This is a genomic window from Streptomyces sp. V3I8, from assembly GCF_030817535.1.
Taxonomy (GTDB): Bacteria; Actinomycetota; Actinomycetes; order Streptomycetales; family Streptomycetaceae; genus Streptomyces.
In genome coordinates, this window is sequence record NZ_JAUSZL010000002.1 from 1,567,938 (window position 1) to 1,594,837 (window position 26,900).

21 protein-coding genes and 1 pseudogene are annotated in these 26,900 nt (G+C 72.2%); 15 read left to right on the forward strand and 7 right to left on the reverse strand.

The genetic code is table 11. The features are described from left to right. Positions 1-11 precede the first annotated feature (11 nt). On the forward strand, positions 12-1,205 hold the full coding sequence (locus tag QFZ75_RS06910) for an MAB_1171c family putative transporter (RefSeq protein ID WP_307534713.1): 1,194 nt from the start codon (positions 12-14) through the stop codon (positions 1,203-1,205). Positions 1,206-1,408: 203 nt separating this feature from the next. Then, on the forward strand, positions 1,409-1,636 hold the full coding sequence (locus QFZ75_RS06915) for a hypothetical protein (RefSeq protein ID WP_307534714.1): 228 nt from the start codon (positions 1,409-1,411) through the stop codon (positions 1,634-1,636). Positions 1,637-1,687: 51 nt separating this feature from the next. On the opposite strand, the gene QFZ75_RS06920 is transcribed toward QFZ75_RS06915, so the two are convergent. Together QFZ75_RS06920 and QFZ75_RS06925 are read right to left on the reverse strand one after the other, a co-directional pair. Further along, positions 1,688-2,395 (reverse strand): 4'-phosphopantetheinyl transferase, encoded by a 708-nt coding sequence (locus QFZ75_RS06920; RefSeq protein WP_307534715.1) that lies wholly within the window; start codon positions 2,393-2,395, stop codon positions 1,688-1,690. Then, positions 2,343-3,248: a metallophosphoesterase gene (locus QFZ75_RS06925; RefSeq protein ID WP_307534718.1), complete on the reverse strand. Its 906-nt coding sequence runs from the start codon at positions 3,246-3,248 to the stop codon at positions 2,343-2,345. The genes QFZ75_RS06920 and QFZ75_RS06925 overlap by 53 nt, the downstream gene beginning before the upstream one ends. Before the next feature lie 340 nt (positions 3,249-3,588). On the opposite strand from QFZ75_RS06925, the gene QFZ75_RS06930 reads away from it, so the two are divergent. Continuing rightward, positions 3,589-4,761 carry an ATP-grasp domain-containing protein gene (locus QFZ75_RS06930; protein ID WP_307534719.1) on the forward strand — a complete coding sequence of 391 codons (1,173 nt, stop codon included), beginning with the start codon at positions 3,589-3,591 and terminating at the stop codon, positions 4,759-4,761. A 106-nt stretch (positions 4,762-4,867) separates the two neighbouring features. Here QFZ75_RS06930 and QFZ75_RS06935 read toward each other — a convergent pair whose 3' ends face one another. From QFZ75_RS06935 to QFZ75_RS06950, 4 genes are all read right to left on the reverse strand, one after another. Next, the gene (locus QFZ75_RS06935) at positions 4,868-5,389 is read right to left on the reverse strand and encodes a cupin domain-containing protein (protein ID WP_307534721.1); all 522 of its coding nucleotides are present in this window, start codon (positions 5,387-5,389) and stop codon (positions 4,868-4,870) included. A 101-nt stretch (positions 5,390-5,490) separates the two neighbouring features. Further along, positions 5,491-8,559, reverse strand: a complete 3,069-nt coding sequence (locus QFZ75_RS06940) for a glycoside hydrolase family 38 C-terminal domain-containing protein (protein WP_307534723.1) — start codon at positions 8,557-8,559, stop codon at positions 5,491-5,493. Positions 8,560-8,628: 69 nt separating this feature from the next. Further along, complete coding sequence (locus tag QFZ75_RS06945) at positions 8,629-9,966, reverse strand: 6-phospho-beta-glucosidase (RefSeq protein WP_307534724.1); 1,338 nt, start codon at positions 9,964-9,966, stop codon at positions 8,629-8,631. A 64-nt stretch (positions 9,967-10,030) separates the two neighbouring features. Next, complete coding sequence (locus QFZ75_RS06950; RefSeq protein WP_307534726.1) at positions 10,031-10,780, reverse strand: DeoR/GlpR family DNA-binding transcription regulator; 750 nt, start codon at positions 10,778-10,780, stop codon at positions 10,031-10,033. A gap of 148 nt (positions 10,781-10,928) precedes the next feature. Between QFZ75_RS06950 and QFZ75_RS06955 the strand changes: the two genes are divergently transcribed. The 11 genes and pseudogenes from QFZ75_RS06955 (at position 10,929) to QFZ75_RS07005 (ending at position 23,618) form a co-directional block, all read left to right on the forward strand. Continuing rightward, complete coding sequence (locus tag QFZ75_RS06955) at positions 10,929-11,984, forward strand: carbohydrate kinase family protein (protein WP_307534728.1); 1,056 nt, start codon at positions 10,929-10,931, stop codon at positions 11,982-11,984. Positions 11,985-12,021: 37 nt separating this feature from the next. Beyond that, entirely contained in the window at positions 12,022-13,308 is a 1,287-nt protein-coding gene (locus QFZ75_RS06960) for an extracellular solute-binding protein (RefSeq protein ID WP_307534730.1), read from the forward strand. Next, a complete protein-coding gene (locus tag QFZ75_RS06965) occupies positions 13,308-14,270 on the forward strand; it encodes a carbohydrate ABC transporter permease (protein ID WP_307534732.1) in 963 nt (320 codons plus the stop codon). The genes QFZ75_RS06960 and QFZ75_RS06965 overlap by 1 nt, the downstream gene beginning before the upstream one ends. Positions 14,271-14,284: 14 nt before the next feature. Continuing rightward, positions 14,285-15,184: a carbohydrate ABC transporter permease gene (locus QFZ75_RS06970; protein WP_307534735.1), complete on the forward strand. Its 900-nt coding sequence runs from the start codon at positions 14,285-14,287 to the stop codon at positions 15,182-15,184. Next, on the forward strand, positions 15,184-18,108 hold the full coding sequence (locus tag QFZ75_RS06975) for a glycoside hydrolase family 2 TIM barrel-domain containing protein (protein ID WP_307534737.1): 2,925 nt from the start codon (positions 15,184-15,186) through the stop codon (positions 18,106-18,108). The genes QFZ75_RS06970 and QFZ75_RS06975 overlap by 1 nt, the downstream gene beginning before the upstream one ends. A 232-nt stretch (positions 18,109-18,340) precedes the next feature. Continuing rightward, positions 18,341-18,634: pseudogene (locus QFZ75_RS06980) on the forward strand (histidinol-phosphatase); the annotation flags it as partial. A gap of 121 nt (positions 18,635-18,755) precedes the next feature. Then, on the forward strand, positions 18,756-19,676 hold the full coding sequence (locus QFZ75_RS06985) for a GNAT family N-acetyltransferase (RefSeq protein ID WP_307534738.1): 921 nt from the start codon (positions 18,756-18,758) through the stop codon (positions 19,674-19,676). An 84-nt stretch (positions 19,677-19,760) separates the two neighbouring features. Beyond that, positions 19,761-20,519: an IclR family transcriptional regulator gene (locus QFZ75_RS06990; RefSeq protein WP_307534740.1), complete on the forward strand. Its 759-nt coding sequence runs from the start codon at positions 19,761-19,763 to the stop codon at positions 20,517-20,519. A gap of 62 nt (positions 20,520-20,581) precedes the next feature. Beyond that, a complete protein-coding gene (locus QFZ75_RS06995) occupies positions 20,582-20,953 on the forward strand; it encodes a hypothetical protein (protein WP_307534742.1) in 372 nt (123 codons plus the stop codon). Between the two features lie 69 nt (positions 20,954-21,022). Continuing rightward, entirely contained in the window at positions 21,023-21,931 is a 909-nt protein-coding gene (locus QFZ75_RS07000; RefSeq protein WP_307534743.1) for a DUF72 domain-containing protein, read from the forward strand. A 310-nt stretch (positions 21,932-22,241) separates the two neighbouring features. After that, positions 22,242-23,618 carry a glycoside hydrolase family 16 protein gene (locus QFZ75_RS07005; RefSeq protein WP_307534745.1) on the forward strand — a complete coding sequence of 459 codons (1,377 nt, stop codon included), beginning with the start codon at positions 22,242-22,244 and terminating at the stop codon, positions 23,616-23,618. 101 nt (positions 23,619-23,719) lie between these two features. Here the strand turns inward: QFZ75_RS07005 and QFZ75_RS07010 are convergent, their stop codons facing one another. Beyond that, positions 23,720-24,673: an AraC family transcriptional regulator gene (locus QFZ75_RS07010; protein ID WP_307534747.1), complete on the reverse strand. Its 954-nt coding sequence runs from the start codon at positions 24,671-24,673 to the stop codon at positions 23,720-23,722. A gap of 146 nt (positions 24,674-24,819) precedes the next feature. On the opposite strand from QFZ75_RS07010, the gene tkt reads away from it, so the two are divergent. Beyond that, complete coding sequence (tkt, locus tag QFZ75_RS07015) at positions 24,820-26,895, forward strand: transketolase (protein WP_307534749.1); 2,076 nt, start codon at positions 24,820-24,822, stop codon at positions 26,893-26,895. The last annotated feature ends 5 nt before the right edge of the window (positions 26,896-26,900 follow it).

The following is a 26,900-nucleotide window of genomic DNA, read 5'->3' on the forward strand; positions in this document are numbered from 1 at the left end:
GCCGGCGCACCGTGGACGGGTCCAGTTACTACCTGCCCGCCGTCGCCATGGCGGCCGCGCTGGCCGTCAAGGGCCCCTCGCTGCTGCGCTCGTGGCGTGATCCGCTGCTGCGGTCGGTGTGCTGGCTGATGGCGCTGACGGGGCTGGTGTTCTTCTTCGCGGCACCGCCGACCATCGCCGAGGTGAACGACCTCGTCGGTGTCACGAACGTCTCCGCGCCGCTCGTCTACTGCCTGCTGAGCGCGTTCAGCGCGGCCTGTCTGGTGCTGATCGTCAACTGGCGCGGCGGGCCGCCGGAGGTGACCCGGCGGACGTCGTGGCGCTGGATCACCGGGTACGGCGTCGTCATCGTGGCGCTCGTCGTGCTGTTCGCCCTCGGCGACACCCCCGTCGAGCGGCTGCGGGACTTCGACACGTACTACGCCGGTGAGCCGTTCGTCCGCGAGATGATCGTGCTCTACCTCGGCGCGCTGGCCGTGGCGGGCGTCGCGATGAACGTGATGTGCGGTCGCTGGGCCCTGCAGGTCCACGGCCGGCTGCGGGCCGGGCTGCTGATCATCGTGGCGGGCTACGTGTGCAACATCGCCTATCTGAGCGCCAAGACCGCCGCGGTGGTCGCGCGCTGGAACGGCGGGAACCTCGACTACCTCAGCTCCGACGTGGCCCCGGTGCTCGCCTCGGCCGGCGCGCAGATCAGCGCGGTCGGCTTCTGCCTCCCGCTGGCCTGCCAGCGGGCCGCCGACACGTGGGCGGCCTGGACGGCGTACCACCGGCTCGGCCCGCTCTGGCGCGAACTAGGGCCGGTGCGGCCGTACGCGGACCGCGCGGTGCGGATGTCCTGGTGGTCGCCGGCCGGGCTGCGGGTCACGCAGCGGGAGTCGGACATCCACGACGGCCTGCTGAGCCTGTCCCCCTACTTCGACGCCGTGCTGCGGGCGCGGGCGCGTGACGCGGCGCTGGCGGCGGGCTCGGACCCCGCCGAGGCCCTCGCCGAGGCCGACGCGGCGATGGTGGCGGCGGCCGTGCGGGCCCGGGCCGCCGACCCGGAGGGCCGGGTCGTCGACCGCGCGCGGACGGCCGCGGCCGAGGGTCCCCGCGACCTCGTGCGGATGTCCTGCGCGCTGCGCCGCTCGCCCCTCGTCGCGATCGCCCGCGACCTGCCCGCGCCCAGACCGCAGGACGACTTCCCGGAGCGGGCCCATTAGGGCCTGTTCCTCCGCGGCCCCCTCCTGAACAGGGATTTCTCCGGTTCTCCCGCTTCGCCGGGCGGGTGAACGAACCGTGCGGAAAGGGCGTTGTCAGTGGTGGACGGCAAGCTGGACCCAGCGCCACCGCTGTGCGGCGGCGTGGCGACCGCGGAAGAAGCGGCCGAAGAGCCGCAGCCGAGCCGAACCGGGAGGGCCGTCCGATGCCGACCGCCGTACTGACCGATCACGAACGCACCGCCGTACAGGCCTATCTTCGCCTGCTGCAGACCGTACGGGCCACGATGGACGGACCGCCCGGTCCGGGCCGGCCGGCCGTCGTGCCGCCCGCCGCCCTCGCGGAGGCGGAGCAGGCACTGGCCGCGGCGGGGCTCGCGGGCAACGAGGAGGCGTTCTTCCGGCTGCTGCACACCTGGTGCCCGAAGATGTGACGGGTCACCGCCGTCCCCGGGCCGGGAGCGCGGGGCCGACCCGCGCCGCGCTCAGTCCCGTCCGCGCGGCACGGTCACCGAGGTCGCCACGAGTCCCCGGCTCACCGTCCACCGTCCGTCGAAGCGGTCGACGCGACGGCCGTCCACCACCGGACCGGGCACGAGGAGTACGGCGCGCAGGCCGCCGGACGTGGTGTGTCCGGGATCCGTGAAGACCTCGATGTCCGCCTCGGCGAAGTCGAGCCACTTCCCGGTGAGGGGGAACCACGCCTTGTAGACCGATTCCTTGGCGCTGAACAGGAGCCGGTCCCAGTGGACCCGGGGGTGCTCCCCGGCGAGGTCGCGCAGCCGCCGCGTCTCGCCGGGCAGCGCCACCGACGGCAGCACGTCGTCCGGGAGCGGCGCGTGGGGCTCGGCGTCGATGCCGAGCGAGGCCAGGTCGGCGGCGCGGGCCAGCGCGGCGGCCGCGTAGCCGTCGCAGTGCGTCATGCTGCCGATCAGCCCGGCGGGCCACTGCGGGGCTCCCCGCTCACCGGGCAGGACGGCCTGCGGGGGCACGCCGAGCTTCTCCATGGCACGCCTCGCGCAGCCGCGCACCACGGTGAACTCCCGGCGGCGCTTGTGGACCGCGCGCGCGATCAGCGCCGCTTCCTCGGGATACAGCTCGGGGTACGGCGTCGCGCCGTGGGCGCCCGCCGGGTGGTCGTCAGCGTGTGCCTCCACGGCCACGACCGACTCCGGGAGCAGCTCCTCGATCACCGGGTCCGACCTCCATCGGCAGAATGCGGCGCAGCCGGCCCGGGGGCTCCGGGCGCTTGCGCCACTCACGGGGGTAACCCACCGACACCTCTTCGAAGCGGACGCCGTCGCGCCAGGTGGTGCGGGGGATGTGCAGGTGGCCGTAGACCATGGCGGCCACGCGGTAGGTGCGGTGCCAGTCCGCGGTGAGGGTCGTGCCGCACCACATGGCAAACTCCGGGTACCAGAGGATCTCCGTGGGGTGCCGGTCCAGCGGGTAGTGGTTGACGAGGACCGTGGGCAGCTCCGCGGGTATCGCGTCGAGCCTGCGCGCGGTCTCGGCCACCCGGGCCCGGCACCAGGCCTCGCGGCTGGGGTACGGGTCGGGGTGCAGCACGTGCTCGTCCGTGCAGACGATGCCGGTCCCGTGGGCGTACGCGAGGCCCGCCTCCTTGGTCGTGCAGCCCGCGGGCAGGTACGAGTAGTCGTAGCCGAGGAAGAGCGGGGCCACGGCGACCGGCCCGTCGGGGCCCTCCCACACGGGGTACGGGTCCTCCGGGGTGAGCACGCCCAGCTCCCGGCAGACCTCCACGAGGTGCTCGTAGCGGGCCACCCCGCGCAGCGTGACGGTGTCCTTGGGGTGGGTCCACAGCTCGTGGTTGCCGGGCGCCCAGACCACCTTGCGGAAGCGGCCGGCGAGGGTCCCGAGGGCCCAGCGGATGTCGGCCACCGTCTCCGCGACGTCTCCGGCCACCAGGAGCCAGTCGTCGTCGGTCTCGGGGCGCATCTCCTCGACGAGTGCGCGGTTCTCCGCATGTCCGATGTGCAGGTCGCTGATCGCCAGCAGCCGGCCCTGACGGTCAGCCGTCGTCACCCTCGCGCCCCCTCGCCGGTCCGGCAGGCCCTCCGGCCGCCCGAATACGACCACAAGAACACATGTGCGCTCCGCGGTACAAGGGCCGATGCCGCGGATAGGGGGCCGTAAGGGGGCGCGGCGGCGCACGGGTTCCGGCCTGTCGCGGGAGGTCCCACGGGCCCGTCCGGCCATTCCGTAACACGCCCGTAGCAGCACCATCCCTCAGGAAGCCCTATGATCGGCCATACACAACCGCCACGATCCCCCGTTTTCGAACGGCGGTTTTGTGTACCCACTCCACATCTTGGCCGGGCACGGCCTGCTTCGTCCTGCCCGTGAACCCTGAAAGGCGGCTTGCATGGTCTCTCGCGTACGCGTCTGGCTCAATCGCACGTATGCGGAGAACGTGTTCTTCATGGATCAGCTGCGGCGAAATCCGTGCGGTCGCGCCGTCGAGATCCACGCGACCCACGGTGATCCGGACTCCCCCATCCTGGCCGCCGCGGACACCGCCGCGATGGAGCCGACGGGCCTGTCCCCGGCCGCCTACGTCGAGTACGCGCTCGACCAGTGCGCCCGGCACGCGATCGACGTGTTCGTGCCCGTCCTGCACCAGGCTGCCCTCGCCGAGCACCGCGAGGACTTCGCGGCGGCGGGCACCGCGCTGCTCGCGCCGCCCGCCGCGGCCGTGCACACCTTCCAGGACAAGGTCGTCGCGTACGAGGCCGTCAGGGAGCTCGGTGTGCCCGTTCCGCCGTGGTGGCGGGTCCGTACCGCGGACGAGCTGATCGCGGCGGTGGACGAGCTGGAGGCGGCGGGCCACAAGGCGTGCTTCAAGCCGGCCTCGGGAGCCGGCGGCGTCGGTTTCCGCATCATCACGCGCACCCCCTTCTCGCTCATGCACCTGAGCGGTTTCCCCAGCCCGTACATGCCGCTGGACCTGGTCCTGCAGGCACTGCGGGGGGCCGACGAACCCGTGGACTGGCTGGTGATGCCCCTGCTGGGCGAGCCGGAGGTGTCCGTGGACTGCCTCACCGGTCCGGACGGGCGGGTGCGGATGGCCGTGGGCCGTACCAAGAACGGGCGGCGGCGCGGCTTCACGCTCGACCCGCGGTGGACCGAGCCGGCGCGGGTCCTCGCGGAGGGCTTCGGGCTGCACTACCTGACCAACATCCAGTTCCGGATGCTCGGCGACGAGCCGGTCCTCATGGACGTCAACACCCGCCCGGCGGGCGGTCTGCACCAGCTCTCGCAGTGCGGGATCAACGCTCCGTGGGCCGCCGTGCGCCTCGCGCTCGGCGAGGAGCCCGGCGAGCTCGTCCCGCCGTTCCTCGGCCAGGACTACGCGGTGGTCTCCGGGCCCCGCGCGGTACGTCCGTCGTCGACGCCGCTCCACACGGACCTCGACCCGGACCTGTCCGCCCCGGTGCCGGCCCCGGACGCCGCCGCGGGCGCGCCGAGCGCCGAGGCCACCCGTTCGGCGCAAGCCACGCACCTCGCACAAACGTCGGACAGTCCCCTGACGGTCTGACCCCCGACGGTCCGGCCGCCGCCCCCCGGCCGTCCGGATCGACGCGGCTGATCGCCTCGTGCGAACGCACGGGCCCGGCACCTCGGCGGTGCCGGGCCCGTGCGTCTCAGCTGCGGGCCGAGAGGGCCTCGCGCCACACCGGGCTGTCGACGTAGTGGTTGTCGAACCGCTCGGAGGAGTCCCTGATCTCCTGCGGATCGGCCTCGCCGCGCATCACCCGCCCGAGCAGCCGCAGATAGTCGAAGCGTCCGGCGCCGGGCGTGAACACGAACAGCACGTCCGCCGTCGCGCCCGGCGCGGCCGCGAAGGCATGGGGGGTGTGTGGCGGCACGACGAGGAAGTCGCCGGCTTCGAGGACGGTGATCTCCTCACCCAGCAGCACCTGCAGCGATCCGCCGATCACGAAGAACAGCTCCGACGCCTTCGTGTGCAGGTGGGCGGGGGCGCCGGGCGCGCCCGCCGCGAACGTGGACCGGTAGCAGGTCAGCCGCCCGCCCGTGGTGCCGGAGTCCGCGAACAGCGTCATCACGCTGCTGGGGTCGCTCGTCGTCTCCGCCTCGGCGGCGCGGGTGAGGACCGGAGCGAACTCCGTCGTGTGCGGCATCTCGTGCTGCTCGTTCGTCGTCATGAGTACGACCCTACGGAGCCGGGTGACCGGTGACATGGGGCATTCGCCACCCGGATCCATGGGTCAATTCAACGCCTCCTGCAGCGCGCCCACAGCGCCTCCTACCGCTTCCCCACCGCCAGCCGCAGCGTCTGGATCTCGAAGGGGCGCAGGGTGACGGCGACGCTGTTCCCGTTCGTGCCGGCCGTCGCCAGCGGGCGCTCCAGGAGGTCGGTGAGCTGTGCGCCGGCCAGCGGGAAGCTCGTGCGCAGGGTGCCCTGCGCACGGCCGCCGCGGGACTCGTAGACGCGCACGACGACATCGCCCGAGGCGTCGTCGGCGATCTTGACCGCCTCGACGGTCACGCCCTCGCCGTCCACGGAGACGACCGGTTCGGGTGTGCCCGCCGAATCGGCCACCCGCAGCGGCAGGTTGAGCGCGTAGCCCTCGGCGACCGCGTCCTCGATGCTCGCGCCCGGCAGCAGCGCGTAGGTGAAGCGGTGCCTGCCCTGGTCGGCCCCCGGGTCCGGGATGCGCGGGGCGCGGACCAGGCTGAGCCGGACCGTGGTCGTCGTGCCCCCGTCCTCGCGGACCGTGCGGGAGACGTCGTGGCCGTAGGTGGAGTCGTTGATGACGGCGACGCCGTAGCCGGGCTCGCCCAGGTGGACCCAGCGGTGGCCGGAGACCTCGAAGCGGGCCGACTCCCAGCTGGTGTTGGTGTGCGTGGGCCGCTGGATGTGGCCGAACGCGATCTCCGCGGACGAGTGGGCCGCCCGGATGTCCACCGGGAAGCCCGCCTTGAGGAACTTCTCGGCCTCGTGCCAGTCGATGTCCGTCCCGACGTCGATACGGGCGCTGCCGGCGCGCAGGCTGATCGTCTGGGTGATGCGCGAGCCGTTGCCGAAGGAGCGCTCGACCCGGATCGCGCCGAGCAGCGGGTCCTGCTCGACGACCGTCACGGACTCGGCGTCCAGCAGGTCCGTGTAGCGGTTCCGGTAGTGCTTGTCGACGTCCCAGGCGTCCCAGTGGTTCGGCAGGTCCGTGTGCAGCCGGAGCAGGTTGCCCCGCTCCGCCAGGACCTCGCGGCCGCCGGCGCGCAGGTCGCGCACGGAGGCCAGGGTGCCGTCCTCGGCGACCTCGACGCGGACCAGGCCGTTGTCGAGGACGCGGCCGGTGACCGTCACCGGAGCGGGCGCCCCGCCGGTGCCGGTGCCGGTGCCGGTGCCGAGGGGCGCGCTGCCGTTCGCCGGGACGACGGTGTGGGCCAGGGTGCCGTCGGCCGTCCGTACGACCTCGCGGCGCTCGACAGGGCTCGTGTTGAAGACGCGGGGGCCGCCCGTGCCGAGCGCGGTGACCGCCTCGGCGGTCAGCTCCTCGACCTCCTCGGCGACGCGCGCGTACTCGGCCTCCGCCTCGCGGTGCACCCAGGCGATGGAGGAGCCCGGCAGGATGTCGTGGAACTGGTGGAGCAGGACCGTCTTCCAGAGCCGGTCGAGCTTCTCGTGCGGATAGGCGTACCCGGGGGCGTGCAGCGCGGCCGTCGTGGCCCACAACTCCGCCTCGCGGAGCTTGTGTTCGCTGCGGCGGTTGCCCTGCTTGGTGCGGGCCTGCGAGGTGTAGGTGGCGCGGTGCAGCTCCAGGTAGAGCTCGCCGACCCAGACGGGGGCGTCCGGGTACTCCTCGCGGGCCTTGGCGAAGAAGGCGTCGGGGTGTTCGACGACGACCTTCGGCGAGCCCTCCAGGTCGGCCAGCCGGCGGGCCCGTTCCATGATCTCGCGCGTGGGGCCGCCGCCTCCGTCGCCGTGGCCGAAGGGGGCCAGCGAGCGCCTGGCGACGCCCTTCTCCTGGTAGTTGCGCGAGGCGAGGGCCATCTCCTCGCCGTGGAAACTGGCGTTGTAGGTGTCGATGGGCGGGAAGTGCGTGAAGATCCGTGTGCCGTCGATTCCCTCCCACCAGAAGGTGTGGTGGGGGAACTTGTTGGTCTGGTTCCAGGAGATCTTCTGGGTGAGGAACCACTCGTTGCCGGCCAGCTTGGCGAGCTGCGGATAGGACGCGGTGTAGCCGAAGGAGTCGGGCAGCCACACGCCCTTGGTCTCGACGCCGAAGTGCTCGATGAAGAACCGCTTGCCGTGGATGAGCTGGCGGGCGACGGCCTCGCCGCCGGGCAGGTTGCCGTCGGCCTCGACCCACATGCCACCGACCGGCGCCCACTGGCCCTTCTTGACCGACTCCTGGATGCGGGCCCAGATCTTCGGGTGGTTGTCGCGCACCCACTCGTACTGCTGGGCCTGTGAGCAGGCGAAGACGAAGTCCTCGTACTCGTCGGCGAGCGAGGTGACGTTCGAGAAGGTGCGGGACGTCTTGCGCTTGGTCTCGCGGATCGGCCACAGCCAGGCGGAGTCGATGTGCGCGTGGCCGACGCCGGAGACGATGTGGGCGCTGGCGTTGGCGGGCCTGGCCAGCGCGGGCCGCAGCGCGGCCCGTACGCCGGCCGCCGAGCCGGAGACGTCGTCGAGGTCCAGCAGGTCCAGCGCCCGGTCCAGGGCGTGGGTGATCTCGTGCCGGCGGGGGTCGTGCTCGCCCAGCTCCAGCATCAGCTCGCGCAGCACCTGGAGGTCCAGGTCGAGGTGCCAGACCTCCTCGTCGAGGATCGCGAGGTCGGCCCGCCGGAAGGTGTAGAGCGGCTTGTCGCCCGCGGTACGGACGTCGCCCATCGGGGTGGTCCTGGAGAAGTCGTCGGCGAGGATGTCCGGGTTGGAGGCCGCCTCGACGAGGTAGTCGATCCGTTCGCCGCCGGTGGCGGGGTTGGCGATCGGCACGTACTGGTTGAGCGGGTTGACCGCCTTCAGCGGGGTGCCGTCCGTGCGGTGGACGAGGGCCTCGGCCTGGTTGCCGGGCCAGTCGCCGACGAAGCCGAGGTCGATGACGGCCTCGACGCGCCGGCCCGCCCACTCCTCGGGCACCCGCCCGCGCATCCGGAACCAGGTGGTGCCCCAGGGCGGGCCCCACGGGGTGTCCATCGTGAAGGGCTCGTACGGTGCGGCCGCGGCCTCCTCGAAGGGGACGGGCTCCCCCGGCGCCTGCCAGGCCTCCACCTCGAAGGGCACGGCGGCAGCGTAGATGGCGGCCTTGACGCGCTGGTCGTGGAGGCGCTGGACGCGCTCCTCGATGCGCCGGCGTTCGTCGTGCATGTACATCTCCAGACAGCGGGAAGGACGGTACGGGGGCAGGCACTACGGAGGCACTACGGGGGCAGGCACTTACGTGAGGTACGCCAGTCCGGGGTGGACCGCGGTGTAGCCGTCGACGAGGTTGCGGGCGACGTTCACGGAGTCGACGAGCGGGTGCAGCGCGAACGCCTTCACGGCGGTGGTGCGTGAGCCGGACTCCGCGGCGGCGAGCACCTCGCGCTCCACCGCCTTGACCGCGCACACCAGGCCGGTCGCGTGGTCGGGCAGCGGGGCCACGGCGACCGGGTGCGCGCCGTTGGCGTCGACCAGGCAGGGCACCTCGATGACGGCGTCCGCGTCGAGGACCGAGAGGGTGCCCTGGTTGCGGACGTTGAGGATGAGGGTGGTGCGCTCGTCGCGGGCGATGGCCCGCATCAGGGCGAGCGCCACCTTCTCGTAGCCGCCGGACAGGTCGTCGGCGTCGCGCTCGCCGGCGCCGGCCGTCTCCCGGTTCTCGGACATGTAGGTGGCCTCGCGCTCGGCGCGGGTGCGGTCCCAGGCGGTGAGGGCGGCGCTGCCGGGCCGGCTCATCTCCTCGTAGAACCGGGCCTGCTGGTCGCGCAGGAACGCGCCGCGGGTCTTCTCGGCCCTGCTGTAGGCGCGGACCGTCTCGCGGTTGAAGTAGTAGTAGTGCAGGTACTCGTTGGGGATCGCGCCGAGCGACCGCAGCCAGTCGGTGCCGAAGAGCTTGCCCTCCTCGAAGGAGCCGAGGAGGTCGGGGTCGGCGAGCAGCCGGGGGAGTTCGTCGCGTCCGGCGACGTGCAGTCCGCGGACCCAGCCGAGGTGGTTGAGGCCGACGTAGTCGATCCACGCCTCGCGCGGCTCGGCGCCCAGTACCCGGGCGATGCGGCGGCCGAGGCCGACCGGCGAGTCGCAGATGCCGATGACGCGGTCGCCCAGGTGGCGGGACATGGCCTCGGTGACCAGGCCCGCCGGGTTGGTGAAGTTGATGAGCCAGGCGTCGGGGGCGAGCCGGGCCGCCCGCCGGGCGATGTCGACGGCGACGGGCACCGTGCGCAGGCCGTAGGCGATGCCGCCGGCGCCGACGGTCTCCTGGCCGAGGACGCCCTGGTCGAGGGCGACCCGCTCGTCGGCGGCGCGGCCCTCCAGGCCGCCGACCCGGATCGCGGAGAAGATGAAGTCGGCGCCGCGCAGCGCCTCGTCGAGATCCGTGGTGGCCGTCACGGTGGGTGCGTCCAAGGCGTCCGCCGCCTGCTCGGCGAGGACCCGGGCGACCGCGGAGAGCCGTCCCGCGTCCAGGTCGTGCAGGACGACGTCGGTGACGCGGCCCTCGCCGCGGTCCCCGAGGAGCGCCCCGTACACGAGCGGCACGCGGAATCCGCCACCGCCCAGAATCGTCAGCTTCACGCAACTGCCCTTTCGCTGTTCCCCGGGGTCCCGGGCCCTGTCGCCGCGTCCCCGCGCACGCCGGTCACGTGAGCACCACGCTCACGCCGGCCTCCTCCAGGGCGGCCCGCGTGCCGGCGTCCGCCGGCCCGTTGGTCACCACCACGTCCAGTTCCTCCGGCCCGCAGACCTTCGCCATCCCCGTTCCCGGGAACTTGGCGCGGTCGGCGAGCAGGACGACCCGGTCGGCCGCCTTGATCATGGCGCGCTTCACCGGCACCTCGACGACGGTCGTGTCCATCACCTGGCCGCCCGGCCGCACTCCACTGGTTCCCAGGAACAGCCAGTCCGCATGCAGCTGGCGCAGGTTGTCCTCGGTGAGGAAGCCGACCAGCGAGCGGTACTCGCGGCGGACCATGCCCCCGAGCAGTACGAGCTCGACGGCCTCGTCGTCCACCAGTTCCTCGTACACGACGAGGTTGCTGGTGATCACGGTGATACGGCGGCCGTGCAGCTGCCGGGCCAGCCGGTAGGCGGTGGTGCCGATGTCGAGCAGCACGGACTGGCCGTCCTCGACGAGCGCCGCCGCGCGCTGCGCTATGGCGTCCTTCTCGGCCACGCGCACCTCGGCGACCTCGGCGAAGGGCTGGTCGCCCTCCTCGGCGACCGCCCCGCCGTGCACCCGGGTCAGCAGGCCCTCCTCCTCCAGTTTGAGCAGGTCACGCCGGACGGTGGCGGGGCTCACGCCGAGCTGCTCCGAGAGGTCGGTCACGGCCGCGGGGCCGCCGGAGCGCAGGGCCCGCAGGATGAGTTGATGTCGTCGCTCTGCCAGCACGCGCCGAACAGTACTCGTCATTGCCGATCATTTCTATGCTCGATTCTGCTCGACTCTTGCCAAATCGGCCGGAGACGCGCACGATCCTGTCCACCGAAACACGATCCCGTGCATCGAAAGTGAAGAGTTTTGACGAGAGGATGCGCTCGTGGGTGACGAACGGCCCGATGCGCGGCCCGATGTGCTGCTGACCGGGCTGCTCTTCTACGACCTCGTCCTGACCGGTCTGGGCAGGCCGCCGACGCCCGGCAAGGAGGTCTGGACCGGCGGGATGGGCACGAGCCCGGGCGGCATCGCGAACCTGGCGGTGGCCGCCGCCCGCTACGGCCTGAGCACCTCCCTGGCCACGGTGTTCGGCGACGACTACTACGGCGCGTACTGCCGTGGGGTCCTGGCCGGCCAGGAGCACATCGACCTCTCGCTCTCGCGTACCGCGGACGGCTGGCACACCCCGGTCACCGTCTCGATCGCGTACGGCCAGGACCGGGCCCTGGTCACCCACGGCCAGGAGCCCCCGTACTCGCAGGACGCGCTGATGGGCGACCCGCCCGCCGCGCGCACCGCCCTCGTGCATCTGGAGGCCGAGCCCCGCGCCTGGCTCGCCAAGGCCGCCGCGAACGGCACGCGGGTCTACGCGGACGTCGGCTGGGACCCCGGCGAGCAGTGGTCCCCGGACCTCCTCGACCAGCTCGCCCTGTGCCACGCCTTCCTCCCGAACGAGGCCGAGGCGAGGGCGTACACCCGTACCGACACCGCGGCCGGCGCGCTCTCCCGGCTCTCCGAGCTGGTGCCGGTGGCCGTGGTCACCCGCGGCGGCGACGGCGCGGTCGCCGTCGACCAGACCACCGGCGAGTACGCGGACGTGCCCGCCCTCGCCACCGACGTGCTGGACGCGACGGGCGCCGGCGACGTCTTCGGCGCGAGTTTCGTCGCGGCCTCGCTCGAGGGCTGGCCCCTCGATGAGCGGCTGCGCTTCGCGGTCCTGGCCGCCGGGCTCTCCGTACGGCGGCACGGCGGGGCGCTGGCCGCGCCCGGCTGGTACGGCGTCCACCGGTGGTGGCACTCGCTCGACGACCCCGCACTGCGGCGCACGTACGGCTTCCTGGCCGACCGGCTGCCCGCCGACCCCGGCCCCCCGCTCCCCCACGCGCCGGTGACCCCACCCGCCCCCACGGCACCCCCGATCTCTCCCGATCTCCCCTGATGCGAAGACCGAACACATGCGAAAGGCGGTGGGAGCTGTGCGGCTCTCACGAAGGGGCCTGCTCCGCGCGGGCCTGGCCGGTACGGCCGCGACCGCGCTCGGCGGCCTGGCGTCCGGCTGCGCCGTACCGACCGGCTCGACGGGCCGGAACATGGTGCTCTGGTACTGGAGCGGCGGCCTGAGCGACACCGTCGTCAAGAAGGCCAAGGCGCGTTACGACAACGCTGTCGACCTGAACGCCATCCAGATCGGCGGCTACTACCGCTCCAAGCTCATCACCACGATGACCGGCCGGGCCCACGTCCCCGACATCGCGGGGCTCAAGGGCGAGGACATGGCGTCGTACCTGCCGAACGCCGGCCAGTTCGTGGACCTGCGCACGCTCGGCGCGGAGAAGCTCAAGGACCGGTACCTGGACTGGAAGTGGCAGCAGGGGGTCGCCCCGGACGGCAGCCTCGTCGGCTTCCCCATCGACGTCGGTCCCGTCGTGCAGTTCTACCAGCCGGCCGTCTACGAGAAGGCGGGCCTGGCGCACGAACCGGAGGACGTCTCCAGGGAGATGGGCACCTGGGAGCAGTTCTTCGCGGCCGGTGAACAGCTGAAGAAGCGGGTTCGCGGGGCGTTCATCCTGACCGACATCACCAGTGTCTTCGAGATGTCGATCGGGCAGGGCACCGAGCGGTTCGTGAACCGCGACAAGCACTTCATCGGCGACCAGGAACACGTGCGGGTCTGCTGGGACCGGGCCGTGGAGGCCAAGCGGCGCGGGCTCGCGTCGAGCATCGTGACGGGCACCCCCGACTCGATCTCGGCCACCGAGAGCGGCGAGCTGCCCAGCCAGCTCAACGCCTCGTGGAACGCGGGCGACCTCAAGCTGCAGTACCCGAGGACCAAGGGCAGGTGGCGGGTCGCGAGCTGTCCCGGCGGCCCCTCCAACGTCGGCGGTTCGTTCCTGGCCATCACCAAGGCGTGCCGCGAACCCGAGAAGGCCTTCGAGATCATCACCTGGCTGCTCGGGGCGGACAACCAGGCCCAGGGCTTCATGGACGCCGGGCTCTTCCCGTCGACCCCCGCCTCGTACGACATGAAGAAGCTGCGCGAGCCCGACCCGTTCTTCGGCGGCCAGATCACGATGGACGTCTACGGGCCGGCCGCGGAGAAGATCCCGGTCGCCTTCAACAGCCCGTACGACGTGGCGCTCGGGCAGCCCGTCAGGGACGAGATCAAGAACGTCGGCGTCCTCGGCAAGAACCCCGAGCAGGCCTGGAAGGACGCCATGAGCAAGTGCCGGCGCATCGCGGACCACCTGGGGGTGAGCCACTGATGGCCACCGCTCCCCTGGTCGACAGGCCTCCGGCGCCCCCCGCCGGACCGCCCTCCGCCCACCCGAAGAAGGGCATCCTGAGCCACTGGCGGCTGTACGCCGCGATCTCGCCCTTCTACCTCCTCTTCCTCGCCTTCGGCCTGATCCCGGTCGGCTTCTCGCTGTACCTGTCGTTCCACCGGTGGGACGGCCTCGGTCCGATGGAGTACGCGGGGCTCTCGCAGTACCGCTACCTGCTGAGCGACACCGACTTCTGGAGCTCGATCGGCAACACGCTGATCATCTGGGCGCTGGCCACCTTCCCCATGATCTTCCTGGCGATGGTGACGGCGGTGATGCTCAACTCGGCGGTCCGCTTCAAGAACGTCTACCGCTTCGCGTACTTCCTGCCCAACGTCACCTCGGTCGTCGCCGTCGCGATCATCTTCGGCTCGGTCTTCTCCACCAACTTCGGCCTGGTGAACGCCCTGTTGCAGGCGGTCGGACTCGACCAGGTGGCCTGGCTGAACACCCCGTGGGGCATCAAGGTCGCCATCGCCACCCTGATGACCTGGCAGTGGACCGGCTACAACGCGATCATCTTCCTCGCCGGACTCCAGACGATCCCCGGCGAGCTGTACGAGGCGGCGCGGATGGACGGCGCCGGGCCCGTGCAGACCTTCTTCCGGATCACGCTGCCGCTGATGCGGCCGGTGCTGCTGTTCGTGCTCGTCATCTCGACCGTCACCGGACTGCAGAGCTTCTCCGAACCGCAGGTGCTGCTGCAGTCCACCGCCAACGAGTCGACGTTCTCGGGCGGTCCCGACCACGCCGGCCGGACGATGGTCCTCTACTTCTTCCAGCAGACCTTCGACAACAACGACTTCGGCTACGGCGCGGCCGTGGCCTGGGGCATCTTCCTCGTCGTCGTCATCTTCTCGATCATCAACTGGCGCCTGGTGCAGCGCCGGGGCGAAGACTAGGGAGGCCCGTCACCATGGCAACCACCACACAGACCGAGCCCGCCCTCACCGAACCGCCGCGCGCCGAGCCCGGCGGTGGCACGCGCATCCGGGGCGACCGGCGCAGGGGCATCGCGCTGCACGTCTCCCTGTTCCTCGGGGTGCTGCTCTCCGCGTTCCCGTTCTACTGGGCCGTGATCATGTCGACGCACACGTCGACCGAGATCTTCTCCTACCCGCCGAAGCTGCTGCCCGGCTCGCACTTCGGCGAGAACCTCGACAAACTCTTCGACAGCATCGACTTCTTCGGGTCGATGTTCAACTCGCTGCTCGTCGCCGTCTCCGTGACGTTCCTCGTCCTGTTCTTCGACTCGCTGGCCGCGTTCGTCTTCGCCAAGTTCACGTTCCCCGGCCGGCGGACGCTGTTCGCGATGATGATGGCGATCTTCATGGTGCCGGCGCAGCTCGCGGCCATCCCGCAGTTCGTGATCATGGCGAAACTGGGCTGGATCGGCTCGATGACCTCGCTGATCGTGCCGGCCGCCGCGAACGCCTTCGGCATCTTCTGGATGCGGCAGTACATGAGGAGCGCGATCCACGACGAGCTGCTCGACGCCTCGAAGATCGACGGGGCGAGCTTCCTGCGCCAGTACTGGCACGTGGCGCTGCCCGTGGTCCGCCCCGGGCTGGCCTTCCTCGGCATCTTCACGTTCATGGGCCAGTGGAACGACTACGCCTGGCCGCTGATCGCCCTCACCAACCCGGACAACGTGACGCTCCAGGTCGCCCTGTCCCAGCTCAACGGCGTCCACGGCACCACGGACTACGGAATGGTCATGACGGGCGCGGTCCTGGCCCTGATCCCGCTGCTGATCGTCTTCGCGATCGGCGCCAAGCAGATCATCGCCGACCTCGGCAAGGGAGCGATCCGCTGATGCGACGCGACCACCTGCTCGCCCTGCGTCCCTGGGAGTCACCGGAGATCACCTCCTGGCGGCGGCTGCCCATGAACGCGGTGGACCGGCGCTCCGGCGCGCTGTCCCTGGACGGCTCCTGGCACTTCCAGCTGCTGCCCTCGCCGACCGGCGCGTCGGGCGAGTGGACCCTCGCCGACGTGCCGGGCGTGTGGACCGTGCAGGGCACCGACGACCTGCCCCAGTACACCAATGTGCGGATGCCGTTCGACGACGTCCCGCCGCACTCGCCCGCCGTGAACCCGACGGGCGTCTACGAGCGGTCCGTGGACATCCCCGCCGAGTGGGCGGGCCGCCGGATCGTCCTGCAGGTCGGCGCGGCCGAGAGCGTGCTGCTCGTCCATGTGAACGGCCGTCCGGCCGGCATCTCCAAGGACTCCCACCTGGCCGCCGAGTTCGACCTCTCCGGCATCGTCCGCCCCGGGGATCCGGCGACCGTACGGTGCACGGTCGTCAAGTGGTCCGACGCCTCGCACATCGAGGACCAGGACCAGTGGTGGCACGCGGGCATCACCCGTTCGGTGCTGCTGTACGCCACCGATCCGCTGCACCTCGCGGACGTGACCGTGCGCGCGGGGCGCGACGGCGGGCTGCTGGTCGACTGCACGGTGCGCGACACGGCGGGGCCGCTCCCCGGGGGCTGGTACGTCACCGCCGACCTCGACGGCCGGCTCCTCACCCAGGACACCGAGTTCGACCGCCTCAACGCCGAGGACATGCGGGTGTCCGACTTCTTCGGCGAGGCGCGGCTGCGGACCGTCGTCCAGGACGTCCGCCCGTGGACCGCCGAGACGCCCGCGCTGTACGACCTGGCCGTGCGGCTGCACCGGGCCGACGGCTCGGTCGCGGACACCTCGCACCACCGGGTCGGTTTCCGGGACGTCGAGATCGTCGGCCGGGACCTGCTGGTCAACGGCGAGCGGGTCTACATCCGGGGCGTGAACCGGCACGACTTCCACCCGCTGACCGGCCGCACGGTCACCGCGGACGACCTGCGCGCGGACCTCGTCCTCCTCAAGCGGTTCGGCTTCAACGCGGTCCGCACCTCGCACTACCCGAACGACCCGGCGCTGTACGACCTCGCCGACGAACTGGGCCTCTACGTCGTGGACGAGGCGGACATCGAGTCGCACGACCACGCCCACGAGATCGCCGGCGACCCCCGCTACCTGCCCGCGTTCGTCGACCGGGTCTCCCGCATGGTCCTGCGGGACAAGAACCACCCGTCGGTCATCATCTGGTCGCTGGGCAACGAGTCCGACTACGGCGCCAACCACGACGCGGCGGCGGGCTGGGTGCGCCGCCACGACCCGACGCGGCCGATCCAGTACGAGGGGGCCGCCAAGCTCGACTGGGCGGACCCGGCACTCGCCTCCGACATCGCCTGCCCGATGTACGCGCCGATCGAGGACTGCGTGGCCCACGCCCTGTCGGGCCGGCAGACCAAGCCGCTCATCCAGTGCGAGTACTCGCACGCCATGGGCAACAGCAACGGCACGCTCGCCGACACCTGGGCCGCCATCGAGTCCACCCCGGGTCTTCAGGGCGGCTTCATCTGGGAGTTCTGGGACCACGGCATCCTCCAGCGTGTGAACGACGGACGACCGGCCGGCCGTGGCGGCGCGGGTCTGTACGACAAGGGTGTCACCGCGCCCGGCCACCGCTGGGCCTACGGGGGCGACTTCGGCGAGGTGATCCACGACGGGGCGTTCATCGCCGACGGCGTGGTGTTCCCCGACCGGACCCCCAAGCCCGTGATGTACGAGCACCGGGAGATCGCGGGCCCGGTCCGCCTGACGTACGAGGAGGGCGTGCTCCGGATCCACAACCGGCAGCACTTCCGCGGCCTGGAGTGGCTGGCCGCCGAGTGGCGTCTGGTGCACGCCGACGGGGCGACGCACCGTGCGCCGGCCGAGCTGCCCGCCGTGCCGCCGGGCGCCTCGGCGCAGGTGCCGCCGCCGTTCCCGCTCCCCGAACCCGACGCCGGTGAGGTCTGGCTGACCCTGCGGGTCACCACCGCGGACGACGAGGCGTGGGCGCCGCTCGGCACGGAGGTGTGTGTGCCGCAGGTCCGGCTGGGCGCACCGGTCACCGGCGCGCCCCCGGAGCCCGCGCCGGGTCCCGCCGTCACGCTGGACGAGGACGCGCTGCTGGTCCACCCGCTGCTGGTGTCCGCGCCCGTGCTCTCGCTGTGGCGGGCGCCCACCGACAACGACGAGCTGGGCGGCATGGCGGCCCGCTGGCACGACTGGGGTCTCGACGCGCTCGTACGCAAGGTCGTGGACGTACGCGAGGAGGGCCCCCGGGTCGTCGTGCGCAGCGAGTACGCGACCGGGGCCGGGCCCGTCCGCCACGAGCAGGTGTTCACCCCCGTCCCCGGCGGTGTCCGGATCGAGGAGTCGGCCGAACTGCCGGCGGGGCTCGACGACGTGGCCAGGGTCGGCACCGTCTTCGAGACGGCGCCCGGCCTGGACGTCCTGGACTGGTACGGGCAGGGCCCCTGGGAGGCGTACCCGGACCGGAGCGCGGGCGCGCCCGTGGGGCACCACTCGCTCCCGGTGGACGAGCTGTTCACGCCGTACCTGCGGCCGCAGGAGAGCGGCGGCCGGCACGGGGTGCGCCGGTTCACGCTGTCGGCGCCGGACGCGACGGGCCTCGCCGTGGAACTGGGGGCGCCGGGGCAGGTCTCGGTCAACCGGTACCGGGCCGAGGACCTGGCGGCCGCCACGCACCACGACGAGCTGGTGCCGCGGCCCGGCTGCGTGGTCCACCTCGACGCGGCGCACCGGGGACTCGGTACGGCCTCGTGCGGCCCGGACACCTCGGCGCGGTACCTCGTCGCGACCGGCACCCACCGGTGGGAGTGGACGCTGCGCGTGCTGTGACCCTCCCGGACCGAACCACCGACACACACCACGAGCCCAGGGGAACCCCGCAGACCATGCTCGAGCAGGAACTGCCCGGTTGGGCCGACCCGTCCGTCTCCGCCGCCGCACTCGACGCGCAGGGCGTGTCCCGGCGCCGGCTCCTGTGCCGGGCGGGCCTGTCCGGGGCCGTCTTCGCGGCCGGTGCGCCAGGGGCGTCGGCCGCGCCGGCGGCGGCCCGGGGCCGGGGTGCGGGTTCGCGGCCGACCGGGACGCCTGGCGCGCGCCCGCCACGAAGGTCGTGCACACGGCGGACGTGGCCGGCCGCAGGGACACGTACACCCTGCGGATCCCGCTGACCGCCGGTGACGAGTCCTTCCACGTGCGGCTGCGCGGCAGCGACGGCAACCGGCACGGGGCGGGGTACCTGGGCGCGTCGGTCGACCCGCACGGGCCGGTCCCGCACGCGCCGGGCGACGGTGATCCGTGGGCCGGCACGTGGTTCTACTCGAACCCGGTGTTCGTGGAGGTCACGGACGGCCGGTGAGGCGTGGGGCCCGGGGCGGTCCGTGACGTGAACGGGTCGAGCGGTTGTCCACACCCGGGGCCGGGCGGAACACTGTCACGGTGCCGTGTCTGTCGTACCGCCGCCTCGGGGGTGTCCTCCATTGCCGGATCTCGTACCAGGGCTGCCGCCGGAGTACCGGGTGCGGCCGGTCACCGCTGACATCACCGCCGACGACACCGGTGACGTCCATCGCCTGGTCGCGGCGTGCGAGCGCGAGCTCTTCGGCCGGGAGCGGACCGATCCCGGCCGCATCGCCGCCGACTTCACAAGGCCCGGCCTGGTCCTGGAGTCGGACACCCGGCTGATCCACGACCGGGCGGGGCGGTTGGCCGCCCGGGCGTGGGTCGATCGACGCTGCGAGGTGGACGTCCACCCCGCACACCGGGGCCGCGGCCTGGGCGGTGCGCTCCTGGCCTGGGCCGAGGCCCGGGCCGGACAGGCGGGCGGTGCGCGCATCGTCCAGACCGTCCCGGACAGCGACACGGACGCCGTGGCGCTGCTGCGCTCACGCGCGTACCGGCCGATGGCGACCGAGTGGCTGCTGGAGTTCCTCATGCCGGAGGAGCCGGCCGTGCCCGAACCGCCCGCCGGCATCACGGTCCGGTCGTTCCGGGCCGGCGACGGACGCGACGTGCACCAGCTCGTCGAGGACGCCTTCGACGAATGGCAGCAACGGCGCATGGGCTACCAGGAGTGGGCCCGGCACACCGTCGGACGCCCCGCCTTCGCACCGGCGATGTCGGCGCTGGCGTTCGCCGACGGGCAACTGGTGGGCGCCGTGCTCTCGCTGGACCTCCCGGACACCGACGAGGGTTACATCGAACAGGTCGCCGTGCGCCGCGACCACCGCAACCGGGGCATCGCCCGCCTCCTGCTCCTCGACGCGTTCCGCGCCTGCCACCGGCACGGACGGCGGACCTGCACCCTGGGGACGCACTCGGACACCGGCGCGCTGAACCTGTACCTGCGCGTCGGGATGGCGGTCCGGTACAGCTCCACGGTCTTCGGAAAAGACCTGTGACCAGGGCGGGCGTACCGTGGGGCGGGTGACCGGTGACGAGGCGCTCGCGATCCGGCGGGGCCTTCGGCGCGCGACCGGACCCCCATGACCTCGCTGTCCGCGCCCGAGCGACTGCTGGCCGTGCTCGCCGCCTTCGACCACGAGCATCCGGCGCTCTCCCTCACGGAGATCAGCCGCCGGGCCGGGCTCTCCCTGACCACCGCGCACCGGCTGGTGGGTGCGCTCACCGCGTGGGGCGCCCTGGAACGCGACGCTGCCGGCGTCTACCACGTGGGCCTGCGGCTCTGGGAGATCGCGGCGCTCTCCCCGCGCGGGCTCGCGCTGCGGCAGGTCGCGCTGCCGTATCTGGAGGACCTCTACGAAGCGACGCACGAGAACGTGCAGCTGGCCGTCCGCGACGGCTCCGAGGTCGTCTACATCGAGTGGATCTCGGGGCGTTCGGCCGTCGGCGTGAAGATCCAGGTGGGCGCGCGCTGGCCGCTGCACGCGACCGGTGTGGGGCTCGCGATGCTCGCCCACTGCGCGCCGGCGTTCCAGGAGGAGTACTGCGCGGGACCGCTCGCCGCGTTCACCGCGCACACCCTCACGGATCCGGGCACGCTGCGCCGCGCCCTCGCCGAAGTGCGCCGTACGGGAGTGGCTCTGAGCGACCGTCAGATCACGGTGGACGCGCTGTCGGTGGCCGCTCCGGTGCGCGGCACGGAGGGTTCGGTGGTGGCGGCGGTCTCGGTCGTGGTGCCCGAACGGGACGCACGGACGACGGCGCTGGTCCCGGCGGTACGGATCGCCGCGCGCGGGATCTCCAGGGCACTGGGCTGGCAGCCCGAGCCGACCAGGCCGTAGCGACCGGACCGGACCGGTCGTGGTGGTCGGCCGATATCCCTCTCGCCGGTGAGGAACCGCTCGTGTCCACCCGGTCCCGGACCACCCGGCCGCTGCTCGCGGCCCGCGGGATCCCGGTGTTCGCCCCCGCCACGGCGGTCCACCACGCGCCGCCGCCCGGGCGCCCTGAAACCGCCCTCGCCGCCTTCACCGTCATCACCGCCCTCGCCGTCGTCTTCGTCCCGCCCTTCTCCCTCACCGGTCCGGTCCTGATCCCGCCGCGCGACGCCGCTGCCCGCGGTCGTGTTCGGCGCCTTCACGACGGGCGGTTTCGCGCCCGTCCCGCAGATCGGCCCCGGGCCGACGCGCGTGGTGGGCTCGCGCGCCGCCGCGCCGGGCCCACGAGCGGTTCGGCCCGGCCGAGGAGGCCCCGCCCGCACGGCCCGAACCCGTGAAGCGGTACCGGACCCGGGTGGTGCCGGACCCGGAGGTGTCGGACATCGTCCCCGGGCAACTGGTGAGGCATGGGAGACACACGCGTCGGCACCTGTTCGTGGACGGATCCGAAGCTGGTGACCAGCGGCTGGTACCCGCCGGGCCGGCGGGACGCCGAGGGCAGGCTGCGGTACTACGCCGAGCGCTTCCCCGTCGTGGAGGTCGACTCCACGTACTACGGCCTGCCCAGCGAGCGCAACAGCCTGCTGTGGGCCGAGCGGACCCCGGACGGCTTCCGGTTCGACGTGAAGGCCTTCTCCCTCTTCACCGGGCATCCCACCCGCACCGCCGCCCTGCCCGCCGACCTCCGGGCCCGCCACACCCGCCACACCCGCGACGCGGCCGATCCCGTGCTGCTGGACGAACTGTGGCAGCGGTACACCGCGGCCCTGGAACCGCTGCGGCGGACCGGACGGCTGGGCGCCCTGCTGTTCCAGTTCCCGCCGTGGTTCGGACCCGGGGACCGGGCGGAGGCGGTCCTGCGGGAATGGGCGGGGCGGGCCGCCGGATGGCCGGTCGCCGTGGAGTTCCGGCACCCGGACTGGTGGCACCCGGACCGGCGTGAGACGTCCGCGGACCTGCTCGCACGGCTGGGCATGAGCACGGTCAGCGTGGACATGGCGCAGTCCGTCGCCGACGCCGTCCCACCGGTCGACGTGGTCACCACGTCCCGGCTCGCGGTGGTCCGCTTCCACGGACGCAGCACGTCGTGGGGGTCCGGGAGCAAGGAGGACCGCTTCCGGCACACGTACACGGCCGACGAGCTGGCGCAGTGGCTGCCGCGACTGCGCGCGATGGCCGGGCGCGCCGACGAACTGCACGTCCTGTTCAACAACTGCTGCGCCGACGCCGCCGTACGCGCCGCGGAGACGATGAGCGGCCTGCTCACCACGACCACCGCACCGACCGCGCCGACCGCACCCCGGCCCGCTCGCTGACCTCCCCGTACCGGACCACGCGATGCCCGGAGCGCGGCGGGCGCCGCCCGACGGCTCCGACGCCGCCCGGCAACCGAGGCACGCCCTGGTCCAAGTGGCAAGCAGGAAGCGCTTTCTGGCGTCACGTCCGATCCGTCCCTCCTTCACGGCGTGAACTCCCGGAGCCTGCGCGCGCTTTCTCTGCTTTACCTCTTGACGGCCGGGGTGGCGGGGAGCACATTGGCCGCGCAGCGGATTTGAGAGCGCTCTCAGCGCCCTCGGCACCGGCCGCGCATCCCCCACTCCCCACTCCGTACCCGAAGAGGCACCCATGAGGGAAACTTCCGGCACACCCGTGAGACCCGGTCGTCTGCGGCGCACGCTCGTCGCTCTGGTCGGCGTGCTGAGCCTGGCGGCGGCCGGTTCCGCGGCCGCCGACGCGCCCGCGCCGCCCAGCGGCTGGACCCAGGTCTTCGTCGACGACTTCAACGGTTCCGCGGGCACCGGCGTCAACACCTCGAACTGGCAGTACGCCACCGGCCACGGCTACCCGGGCGGCCCCACCAACTGGGGCACGGGCGAGATCGAGAACATGACGTCCAGCACGAACAACGTGGCCCTGGACGGCAGCGGCAACCTGCGTATCACGCCGCGCCGCGACGCCTCGGGCAACTGGACCTCGGGCCGCATCGAGACCAACCGCACCGACTTCCAGCCGGCCGCCGGGGGCAAGCTGCGCGTCCAGTCCCGTATCCAGATGCCGAACGTGACGGGGGCCGCCGCCCGCGGCTACTGGCCGGCGTTCTGGATGCTGGGCGCGCCCTACCGCGGCAACTACCAGAACTGGCCGGGCGTCGGTGAACTGGACCTCATGGAGAACGTCCAGGGCCTCAACACCGTGTGGGCCACCATGCACTGCGGCAGCAGCCCGGGCGGTCCGTGCAACGAGACGACCGGCATCGGCGGCTCCACCGCCTGTCCGGGCGCGACCTGCCAGGCCGGCTTCCACACGTACGCCATGGAGTGGGACCGCTCGACGAGCGTGGAGGAGATCCGCTTCTACGTCGACAACGTCAATTACCACACCGTGCGGGCCAACCAGGTCGACGCGACGACCTGGGCGAACGCCACGAACCACGGGTACTTCATCATCCTGAACGTGGCGATGGGCGGCGGTTTCGTGGACGCCTTCGGCGGCGGGCCCGACGGCGCCACGGTGCCCGGCAACCCGATGGTCGTGGACTACGTCCAGGTGCTCACGTCGGGCGGCGGCACCACTCCTCCCCCGACCGGCAACCGTGACGCGTACAGCGCGATCCAGGCCGAGTCGTTCGACGGCCAGGGCGGCACGATCACCGAGACCACCACCGACTCGGGCGGCGGCCAGAACATCGGCGCGCTCGCCAACGGCGACTGGGCGCAGTACAAGGGTGTCAACTTCGGTTCCTCGGCGGCCCGGCAGTTCACCGCCCGGGTCGCGAGCGGTGCCGGGAACGCGGTCAGCGGTCTGGTGGAGGTCCGCCTCGACAGCCGTACGAGCACGCCCGTCGGCAGCTTCGCCCTGGCCAACACGGGCGGCTGGCAGAGCTGGCGGACCGTACCCGCGAACATCAGTGGCGTCACCGGGACGCACGACGTCTATCTGACCTTCACGAGCGGTCAGCCGGCGGACTTCGTGAACGTGAACTGGTTCAGCTTCGGTCACTGAGAACGCGGTTGCGGCAGGATCCGCCCTTGGGGGCGGCCCGGACGGGCCGCCCCCAAGGGTTTGCCGCCCCCAGGGGTTCCCGGCGGCGCCCCGGCGGTGGCTCAGCGCAGCTCCGCCCGGAACGCCACCGGCGTCGTCCCGGTGTGCTGGGTGAAGAACTTGGAGAAGTTGGCCGCGTCGGGGAAGCCCACGGCGGCGCCGACACGGCCGATCGGCATGTCGGTGTGGGCCAGCAGGCGCTTGGCCTCCAGGACGACCCGCTTGTCGATGAAGCCCTTGGGTGTCTCGGCGGTCGCGGCGCGGACCGCGCGGACGAGGGTGCGCCGGGAGTAACCGAGCGCGTCGGCGTAGGCGCTGACGCTGTGGTTGGTGGCGAAGCCCTTCTCGACGGCCTCCCGGAAACGGGCGAAGGTACCGCCACCCTGCTCGGCGCCGCCCTGCTCGCTGCCGTCCTGCTCACCGCCGGTCCGCTCGCCGCCGGTATGTCCGTGCGCCGCGCCCGCGCCGGCCGCCAGATGGGCCAGACGCAGCAGGAACGCGGTCAGGGTGTGCCGCAGCACGGCGGTGTGCAGACTGAGCGGCAGGGTGCCCGTGTCGACGTACTCGCGCTCCAGCTGGGCCAGGGAGTGCTCCAGCGCGGCGCGCTGGGCCGTGTCGGGGCGCAGCAGCGGGGGCAGGTCGTAGCGGTAGAGCCCGGTCGCCTCGACGGTGGCGCGGGGCAGGAAGCCGGGCTGCATGATGAGAGCGGTGCCGCGGTAGTGCGCCGTCGAGGAGAAGCGGTGCACCTGGCCCGGGCGGATCCACAGGACCTCGCCGTCCCCCGCCTCGTACTCGTCGAAGTCGACCATGTGGCGTACCGGACCGCCCCGGAGGAGCAGGACCACGTGGTAGTCGATGCGGTGGACGCGGTCGGTCTGTTCACCCAGATGCCAGCCGCGGCCTGACTCCATCGGGCCCACCTGCATGCCCACGCCGAGAACGCTGAGGCCGGCGGGGAAGGGGAAAGTCCTGATCCCGCTCCGGCCGTCTTCGTGTTGGGTGCTTCTGTCCGCCATGTCCATCTCGTGTCGACTCGGTCCCGTGGTCGTTGTCCCACTTTCACCAAAGGCTGACACAGGGAGACCTCGCCGCGAAAAGGTCAGACTTTTAAACTTGAACACATCGAACGAGTTATCGGGCTTACGGCAAGGACTTCTTGAAGATGAGCACGCAGACGTCTGACGGCATGGAGTGGACCGACCTGGACCGGCGGGCCGTGGATACGGCCAGGCTGCTGGCGGCGGACGCCGTCCAGAAGGTCGGCAACGGCCACCCCGGCACGGCGATGGCGCTGGCCCCGGCGGCGTACACCCTCTTTCAGAAGGTGATGCGTCATGACCCCGCCGACCCGGAGTGGACCGGCCGTGACCGCTTCGTCCTCTCCCCCGGCCACACCTCGCTGACCCTCTACACGCAGCTCTTCCTCTCCGGCTACGAGCTGGAGCTGGACGACCTGAAGGCGTTCCGCACCCACGGCTCGAAGACGCCGGGTCACCCGGAGTACGGCCACACGGCCGGGGTCGAGACCACCACGGGACCGCTCGGCCAGGGTGTCGCCAACGCGGTGGGCATGGCGATGGCCGCCCGCTACGAGCGCGGCCTGTTCGACCCGGACGCCCCCGAGGGCGAGTCCCCCTTCGACCACACCGTCTGGGCGATCGTCTCGGACGGCGACCTGGAGGAGGGCATCTCGGCCGAGGCGTCCTCACTGGCCGGTCACCAGAAGCTCGGCAACCTCGTCTTCCTCTACGACGACAACCACATCTCGATCGAGGGCGACACCGCCACGGCCTTCTCCGAGGACGTACTGAAGCGGTACGAGGCCTACGGCTGGCACGTGCAGCGGATCGAGCCCTCGGCGGACGGCGACATCGACACGCACGCCCTGCACGCGGCCCTCACCGCCGCGAAGGACGAGACCGGGCGCCCGTCGATCATCGCGATGCGCACCGTCATCGCCTGGCCCGCGCCGAACGCGAAGAACACCGAGGCCGCGCACGGCTCGGCGCTCGGCGCGGAGGAGATCGCGGCCACCAAGCGCCTGCTGGGCTTCGACCCGGAGCGGTCCTTCGAGGTCGCCGACGAGGTGCTGGCGCACGCGCGCCGGGCGCTCGACCGCGGCGCCGAGGCCCACGCCGCCTGGAACAGGCAGCTCGCGAAGTGGCGTACCGCGCAGCCCGAGCGTTCGAAGCTCTTCGACCGGATCGTGGCCGGGCAGCTGCCCGAGGGCTGGGAGTCCGCGCTGCCGGTGTTCGAGGCCGGCACGTCCGTGGCGACCCGCGCCGCCTCCGGCAAGGTCCTCCAGGCGCTCGGCGCGGTGCTCCCCGAGCTGTGGGGCGGCTCGGCCGACCTCGCGGGCTCGAACAACACGACGATCGACAAGACGTCGTCCTTCCTCCCGGCGGACAACCCGCTCCCCGAGGCAAACCCGTACGGCCGCACCATCCACTTCGGCATCCGCGAGCACTCCATGGCCGCGGAGATGAACGGCATCGCGCTGCACGGCAACACCCGCATCTACGGCGGCACCTTCCTGGTGTTCTCCGACTACATGCGCAACGCCGTCCGCCTGTCGGCCCTCATGCAGGTCCCCGTGACCTACGTGTGGACGCACGACTCCGTCGGACTCGGCGAGGACGGCCCCACCCACCAGCCGGTCGAGCACCTCGCCTCGCTGCGCGCCATCCCCGGGCTCAACATCGTGCGCCCGGCCGACGCCAACGAGACCGCCGTCGCCTGGGCGGAGATCACCCGGCGGCACGCGACGAACCCGGCGCCGCACGGTCTGGCCCTCACCCGTCAGGGCGTACCCACGTACGAGGCCGACGCGAACGCGGCCAAGGGCGGCTACGTCCTGCGCGAGGCGTCCACCGCCGCGCCCGACGTGATCCTGATCGCCACCGGGTCCGAGGTCCAGCTCGCCGTCTCCGCACGCGAGCAGTTGGAAGCGGAGGGAGTGGGCACCCGGGTGGTGTCGATGCCGTCCGTGGAGTGGTTCGAGGAGCAGTCCGCCGAGTACAGGGAGAGCGTCCTGCCGACATCCGTGAAGGCCCGCGTGGCGGTCGAGGCCGGCATCGGTCTCACCTGGTACCGGTACGTCGGTGACAACGGACGCATCGTCTCCCTGGAGCACTTCGGCGCCTCCGCCGACGCGAAGACCCTGTTCGCCGAGTACGGCTTCACGGCCGAGAACGTGGCCGCGTCCGCGCGGGAATCTCTTGCCGCAGTCCGCGGTTGATCCGA